The 6720-nt window shown below is 61.2% G+C and carries 7 protein-coding genes; 6 read left to right on the top strand and 1 reads right to left on the bottom strand.

Annotation, left to right across the window (positions count from 1 at the left end):
• Positions 1–92: 92 nt before the first annotated feature.
• Positions 93–1148, bottom strand: coding sequence for a phosphoribosylformylglycinamidine cyclo-ligase (gene purM, locus HB376_RS22635; RefSeq protein WP_213765902.1), 1056 nt, complete (start codon positions 1146–1148; stop codon positions 93–95).
• Between the two features lie 233 nt (positions 1149–1381).
• On the opposite strand from purM, the gene hda reads away from it, so the two are divergent.
• The 6 genes from hda (at position 1382) to panB (ending at position 6716) form a co-directional block, all read left to right on the top strand.
• Complete coding sequence (hda, locus tag HB376_RS22630) at positions 1382–2107, top strand: DnaA regulatory inactivator Hda (RefSeq protein WP_213765901.1); 726 nt, start codon at positions 1382–1384, stop codon at positions 2105–2107.
• Positions 2108–2183: 76 nt separating this feature from the next.
• Positions 2184–2870: an HAD family hydrolase gene (locus tag HB376_RS22625; protein WP_213765900.1), complete on the top strand. Its 687-nt coding sequence runs from the start codon at positions 2184–2186 to the stop codon at positions 2868–2870.
• Entirely contained in the window at positions 2863–4464 is a 1602-nt protein-coding gene (gene pcnB / locus HB376_RS22620; protein ID WP_213765899.1) for a polynucleotide adenylyltransferase PcnB, read from the top strand. Before HB376_RS22625 ends, pcnB begins: the two co-directional genes overlap by 8 nt.
• 83 nt (positions 4465–4547) lie before the next feature.
• The gene (gene folK, locus HB376_RS22615; RefSeq protein WP_213765898.1) at positions 4548–5075 is read left to right on the top strand and encodes a 2-amino-4-hydroxy-6-hydroxymethyldihydropteridine diphosphokinase; all 528 of its coding nucleotides are present in this window, start codon (positions 4548–4550) and stop codon (positions 5073–5075) included.
• 59 nt (positions 5076–5134) lie between these two features.
• A complete protein-coding gene (locus HB376_RS22610) occupies positions 5135–5842 on the top strand; it encodes a deoxynucleoside kinase (RefSeq protein WP_213765897.1) in 708 nt (235 codons plus the stop codon).
• Positions 5843–5900: 58 nt separating this feature from the next.
• On the top strand, positions 5901–6716 hold the full coding sequence (panB, locus tag HB376_RS22605; protein WP_213765896.1) for a 3-methyl-2-oxobutanoate hydroxymethyltransferase: 816 nt from the start codon (positions 5901–5903) through the stop codon (positions 6714–6716).
• The last annotated feature ends 4 nt before the right edge of the window (positions 6717–6720 follow it).

Below are 6720 nucleotides of genomic sequence, written 5' to 3'. Positions count from 1 at the left end.
CCGCCGAAAGCACCACCCCGGCATAGACCCCGACCGCTAACCCCGGAACCTAGCAACCCGCCCCCAAATCCCAACCGAGTGCGAACGAAAATCTACACCACGACAGTCTGAGCTTCCCCGGCAAGCGATTCCCGCACTACACCGATCGACCAAACCTGCTCACCCGCAGCCGACAAAAGCCCCGTAGCGGCTTCAGCGTCCGCAGCATCGACCACAACGACCATTCCGATTCCGCAGTTAAACACCCGATGCATCTCGGCATCAGCCACACCGCCATGCTTCTGCAGCCACGAAAACAACGGCGGCAACGGCCACGCCCGATGATCCAACTCAACCGTCAAGCCCTCGCGCAGAACCCGCGGAATATTCTCAACCAGCCCACCGCCGGTGATATGCGCCATACCCTTCACAGCCATCTGCGACATCAACGACAACAACGGCTTCACGTAAATATGCGTCGGCGCCATCAACGCATCAGCAAGCGAACGGCCATCGAAATCAGCATTCAGATCAGGCTGCGCACGCTCAATAATCTTGCGCACCAACGAATACCCATTTGAATGGATCCCAGAAGAAGAAAGACCCAACACGACGTCGCCAGGCTGAATGGTCGAGCCATCGATAATCTTGCTCTTCTCAACCGCGCCCACCGCAAATCCGGCCAGATCGTACTCACCATCCGGATACATGCCCGGCATTTCAGCGGTCTCACCACCAATCAACGCACACCCGGCCAACTCGCAACCCTGCGCAATTCCCTGCACCACGGTCGCCGCCGTATCCACGTCCAGCTTTCCGCAAGCGAAATAATCGAGGAAAAACAACGGCTCAGCACCCTGCACCAGGATGTCGTTGACGCTCATGGCAACCAGATCCTGGCCAACCGTGTCATGCTTGTTCAATTGAAAGGCCAGCCGCAGCTTCGTACCCACGCCGTCCGTGCCGGATACCAGCACCGGCTCTTTGTATCGTTTAGGTACTTCAAACAGTGCGCCGAATCCGCCAATTCCCCCCAACACGCCGTCGCGCATGGTTTTCTTGGCAAAGGGCTTGATCCGGTCGACAAGCGCGTCGCCGGCATCGATGTCCACGCCCGCGTCGCGATAGGACAAACCTTGGGCGTCTGAGGCGGATTTCGGTTGATTCATGGGGGATCGGCGAGAAGGTCGGTAAAATGAGATTTTAACCGATGCCAGCCGCCCAGCCGGATTTCTCGCAGTTCGCGGCCCTGACTCCGAAAGACCGCAGCAAACCCTTTTCGAGACTCGCGCCCATCCGGCTGGAAACTCGACCCTGCGCTCAACGCCTTTCGCCACGGCATAAACCGGGCATCGGCTAAGCTGAGCGCGCCGCTTTTCAAGATACGCCCTGACGGAACCGATTGCCCGTGCAACGCCAACTGACGCTCGATCTCGGCACGCCGCCGCTCGCCACCTTCGATAATTTTTTCGCCGCCGGCAACCACGAACTGGTGACCCGTCTGCGCGAACTCGACGGTGCGCTCGCAGCCGGCCCCGTAGCCGACCGGACCTTCTACGTCTGGGGCGAAGCCGGCAGCGGGCGCAGCCATCTGCTGCAGGCGCTGGTGCACGAAGCGAACGGGCGGGCGCGCTTTCTGAGCCCGCAAGCGCCGCTGGCCGCGTTCACCTTCGACCCCACGGCGAGCATTTACGCCATCGACGACTGCGAGCAGCTTTCCGGCGCCCAGCAAATCGCGCTCTTCAACCTGTTCAACGAGGTGCGCGCGCATCCGGCCAGCGCGCTGGTGGCAACGGGCAATGTGGCGCCGCTGGGGTTATCGGTGAGAGAAGATTTGCGCACGCGCCTCGGCTGGGGACTCGTATTCCAGCTCACGCCCCTCTCCGACGAAAGCAAAGCCAGCGCGCTGAAACACGCGGCGCGCGAGCGCGGCATTGCGCTCGCCGACGACGTCCCCGCCTACCTGCTCACGCATTTTCGCCGCGACATGCCAAGTCTCATGACCTTGCTCGATGAACTCGACCGCTTTTCGCTGGAACAAAAGCGCGCCGTGACTCTGCCCTTATTACGCACGATGCTCGCCGCAAAAGAAGACAACGCGCCCCGTCCGCAGACCGAGCTTTTTTAGGCCCGATTTCAAGCCCATCACCGCGCCGCGAGCAGCCAGCGAACGCTTCCACCCGCTTCAAGTAAAATGCGCTCCCATGAACCTAGCCCTTTTTGATCTCGATCACACTCTCATCCCGACGGACAGCGACCACGAATGGGGCCGCTTCATGGCGAAACTCGGCATTGTCGACGCAGAGAAGTTCGCGAAGCAAAACGACGCGTTCTACGAAGACTACAAAGCCGGCACGCTCGATATCCACGCGTACCTCAACGCCCAGCTTTCACCGCTCGCCCAGCACCCGCGCGCTCAACTGGACGACTGGCACGCGCAATTCATGCGCGAAATCATCACGCCGGCCATCGCTCCGGCGGCATTGGAACTCGTGCGCAAGCACCAGCAAGCCGGCGATCTCTGCTGCCTCGTCACCGCCACGAACGCGTTCATCACGGCGCCGATCGGCCGGGCGTTCGGGATTGAAGCGTTGATCGCGTGCGAGGTCGAAACGGTCGACAATATCCCCAACGGCGAGCTGACCGGCCGCGCAACGGGCACGCCGAGCTATCGCGAGGGCAAGATCGTGCGCACCGAAGCGTGGCTCGCGTCCTTGGGAAAAAGCCTGAACGACTTCGAACACAGCTACTTCTACAGCGACTCGCACAACGACATTCCTCTACTCGAGAAAGTCACCGACCCGATCGCGACCAATCCCGACGACACCTTGCGCGCGCATGCGCAAGCCCGCGGCTGGCGCATCCTGGAAATCTTCTCCCCACGTGATTAAAAAACTCATCCGCAAGCTGTTCGGCCAGGAAAGCGCCAAAGAAGAGACCCCGGCAACCGCCCCGCTCTCCGACGATGTAAAACCCGCCCGCAAAAGCACGCGCAAAAAAGCGGCGCCCGCCGTCGCGAAACGCGATCCGAACGTACCCGTGATCCTGTCGGCGGACGTGCACGGCATCGACCCGGCCCTGATCTCGAAGAACGCGATTCGCGTGACCGAAGGTCTGCAACAAGGCGGGCATCGCGCGTTTATCGTGGGTGGCGCCGTGCGCGACCTGCTGCTGAACGTCGCGCCGAAAGATTTCGACGTTGCAACAGACGCTACGCCCGACCAGGTGCAGAAACTGTTCCGGCGCGCGCGCATCATTGGCCGGCGGTTCCAGATCGTGCACGTGCAGTTCGGGCAGGACATCATCGAAACATCGACGTTCCGCGCACTCGTCGATACCCCCGCCGATGCACCGCCCTCACCGCCTCCGCCGCGCTTGCGACGCGGTGAAATGGACACGCGCACGCATGCGGTCGATGCCAGCGGCCGCGTGCTGCGCGACAACGTGTGGGGCGAGCAGCACGAAGACGCCACGCGCCGCGACTTCACGATCAACGCCATGTATTACGATCCGGCCACGCAAACCGTGCTGGATTATCACGACGGCATGGCCGACATCCGCGCGCGTTTGCTGCGTATGATCGGCGACCCGGCCACGCGGTACCGCGAAGACCCGGTGCGCATGCTGCGTGTCGTGCGTTTTGCCGCGAAGCTCGGCTTCGAGATCGAGCCCGCCACGCGCGCGCCGATCGCGGAACTGGCCGACCTGATCAGCAACGTTCCGGCCGCCCGCCTCTTCGATGAAATGCTCAAGCTGCTGCTCTCAGGCCACGCGCTCGCGTGCCTGACGCGGCTGCGCGCGGAAGGTTTGCATCACGGCGTATTGCCGCTGCTCGACGTGATTTTCGAATCGCCGCACGGCGAGAAATTCATCACGCTCGCGTTGACCAATACCGACGAACGCGTGCGCGCCGGCAAAGGTGTATCGCCGGGTTTCCTGTTCGCCACGCTGCTCTGGAACGACATGCAGACGCGCTGGGAGCAGTTCACGGCGGCCGGTGAATTCCCCGTGCCCGCACTGCATCGCGCAATGGACGACGTGCTCGACATGCAGACTGAAAAACTCGCTATCCATAAGCGGTTTTCATCGGATATGCGCGAGATATGGGGCCTGCAACTTCGGCTCGAAAAACGCTCGGGCAGAAGCGCGATGAAGCTGCTGGAACACCAAAGGTTTAGGGCAGGTTATGATTTCCTCCTGCTGCGATGCGAATCCGGCGAACTGGATGCATCGGTTGGTCAGTGGTGGACGGATTTCATTGCTGGGGACGCTGCCGCGCGCGAGTCACTGCTTTCGCACGGCGGGAAGGACCGGGTACCCACGAAACGACGGCGGCGTAGCAGCAACGCCAAAAGCCGCAGGCCGGGTGACGGAATGGAGGGCGGCGCGAGCACCGTAGAAGGGTCAGCTCGCGACAATCGCGAAGAGCGTGACGTGCGTGATGTACGGTATGGCGACGAAAGCGGTGGCCAGCGCGACGATTGACACGGACCGTGCGCGTGTTTTGATCATGTCGATCAACGCGCGTGAGCCGTGTAACGCCAAACGACAGTCGTAGGATTCATGCCATGACGGTAGCTTATCTGGGCCTGGGCGCAAACCTTGGTGACGCGCGCCAGACCCTGAAAGACACAGTGGTGTGTCTTGCTCAGCAAAACACGATCACCGTGCTCGCGAAGTCGAGCCTCTATCGCACCGCGCCCGTGGACGCCGGTGGCGACGACTACTTCAATTACGTCGTCAAGATCGATACCACGCTGGCCGCGCGCCAGTTGCTGCGGCTGTGCCACGGCATAGAAAGCCATTTCGGACGCGAGCGGCCATACAGGAACGCGCCGCGTACACTCGATATCGACATCCTGCTGTACGGCGATTCCTGCATCGAGGAAGCCGATCTCGTCGTGCCCCACCCGCGTCTCACCGAGCGCGCGTTTACACTCGTGCCGCTGGTCGAACTCGACCGCGATGTGGTCATCGCGCAACGCGGCCGAGCCGATGCATTCCTCGCCTCGGTTCAGGATCAACGTATTGAAAAAGTGGCGACACATCAGTGCCCGCTATTCGCTTCCCGCTGCACTTCGCGACGCGAAGCCTGAAAAATTTGCGATGCGAAGCCTGAAATTCCGCGACGCGAAGCCTGAAAGGTGAATAGCCCATGAGCATGTCGCCCCTTACCGTCACCGCGCCGCAGTTGCGCCCGCCGCATCGGTATATTGCGATTGAAGGGCCTATTGGCGTCGGCAAGACCACGCTGGCGCGCTTGCTCGCCGAACGCTGGTCAATGCGCACGCTGTTCGAGCGCCCGCAGGAGAACGTGTTTCTAGAGCGGTTTTATCGCGACAACACGCGTTACGCGCTGCCTACGCAATTGCAATTCACGTTGCAGCGCGCGCAGCAAACGCAGGAGATCGCAGCGGCGCTGCTGGGCGCACCCGGGCATCTCGGGCAAAACGCAAGCGCGCCGCTCATCACCGACTTCCTCACCGATAAAACCGCGTTGTTCGCGCGTCTCACGCTCCCCGACGACGAATTCGAGCTGTTCGGGGAGATCGCCAAGCGTATTGATACGTCAGCGCCCGCGCCGGATCTGGTCGTGTATCTGCAGGCGAGTCCCGAGGTATTGTTCGCACGCATTCAAAAGCGCGCAGTGCCGATGGAACTGCAAATCCCCGACGCGTACCTGCGCGCCCTCTGCGACGCCTACAATGACTTCTTCTATCACTACGACGCCACGCCGCTGTTGACGGTGAACGCCGAGCATCTGAATCCGCTGGAATCGGACGCCGATCTGGCGCTGCTGGTTGATCGAATTGAAACCATGCGTGGGCGCAAGGAATTCTTTGTCAAGGGCACGTCACTTTAAGTCCGTCCGGCTTGCGCGCAGGCGTGCCGTCTCTTATCTAGTCGATGTGGAAATTCTCATGGCGTATTTGCAGGAAACCAGCCGCACCGCGATCACCGTCCCGAAGCTTCGGACCATGCGTGAAGCCGGCGAAAAAATCACGATGCTGACGTGCTACGACGCGAGTTTTTCTGCGTTGCTGGATCGCGCGGGCGTCGATGTATTGCTGATCGGTGATTCGCTTGGAAACGTGTTGCAAGGGCATGGCACGACACTGCCCGTCACGCTGGCCGATATTGCGTATCACACCGCCGCGGTCGCACGCGGCAACAAGAACGCGCTGGTCGTCGCCGATATGCCGTTTGGTACGGTCGGCTCGCGCGAGGAAACCTATGCAAACGCTGTGCAATTGATGCGCGCGGGTGCGCAGATGGTGAAGATCGAAGGCGGAGAATGGGTCGCCGATACGGTCAGGTTTCTCGTTGACCGGTCAATTCCCGTTTGCGGGCATGTGGGCTTGACGCCGCAATCGGTGCACGCGTTTGGCGGGTTCAAAGTGCAAGGAAAAACCGACGCCGGCGCCGAGCAAATGCGCCGCGATGCCCTCGCGTTTCAGAATGCCGGCGCGCAGTTGCTGGTGATCGAAGCGGTGCCTACGCTGGTGGCTAGCGAGGTGACGCAACAGTTGGTCATCCCGACGATTGGCATTGGCGCGGGGCTCGATTGTTCGGGCCAAGTGCTGGTGCTGCACGACATGCTCGGGATTTTTCCTGGCAAACGGCCACGGTTTGTTAAAGACTTCATGCAAGGGCAGCCGAGTATTCTTGCCGCTGTCGAGGCGTACGTTCGCGCCGTCAGGGAGAAGACCTTTCCGGGGCCGGAGCATACGTTTTAAAGGG

Origin of the sequence: Caballeronia sp. dw_19 (assembly GCF_018449515.1) — a bacterium.
Lineage (GTDB): Bacteria > Pseudomonadota > Gammaproteobacteria > Burkholderiales > Burkholderiaceae > Caballeronia.
This window is presented reverse-complemented; position numbering and strand designations above follow the sequence as displayed.

Bases quoted from the DNA above. Each gene is read 5' to 3' on its own strand.
- purM (WP_213765902.1), bottom strand. From the start codon at position 1,148: ATGAATCAACCGAAATCCGCCTCAGACGCCCAAGGTTTGTCCTATCGC.
- HB376_RS22625 (WP_213765900.1), top strand. From the start codon at position 2,184: ATGAACCTAGCCCTTTTTGATCTCGATCACACTCTCATCCCGACGGAC.
- folK (WP_213765898.1), top strand. From the start codon at position 4,548: ATGACGGTAGCTTATCTGGGCCTGGGCGCAAACCTTGGTGACGCGCGC.
- HB376_RS22610 (WP_213765897.1), top strand. From the start codon at position 5,135: ATGAGCATGTCGCCCCTTACCGTCACCGCGCCGCAGTTGCGCCCGCCG.
- panB (WP_213765896.1), top strand. From the start codon at position 5,901: ATGGCGTATTTGCAGGAAACCAGCCGCACCGCGATCACCGTCCCGAAG.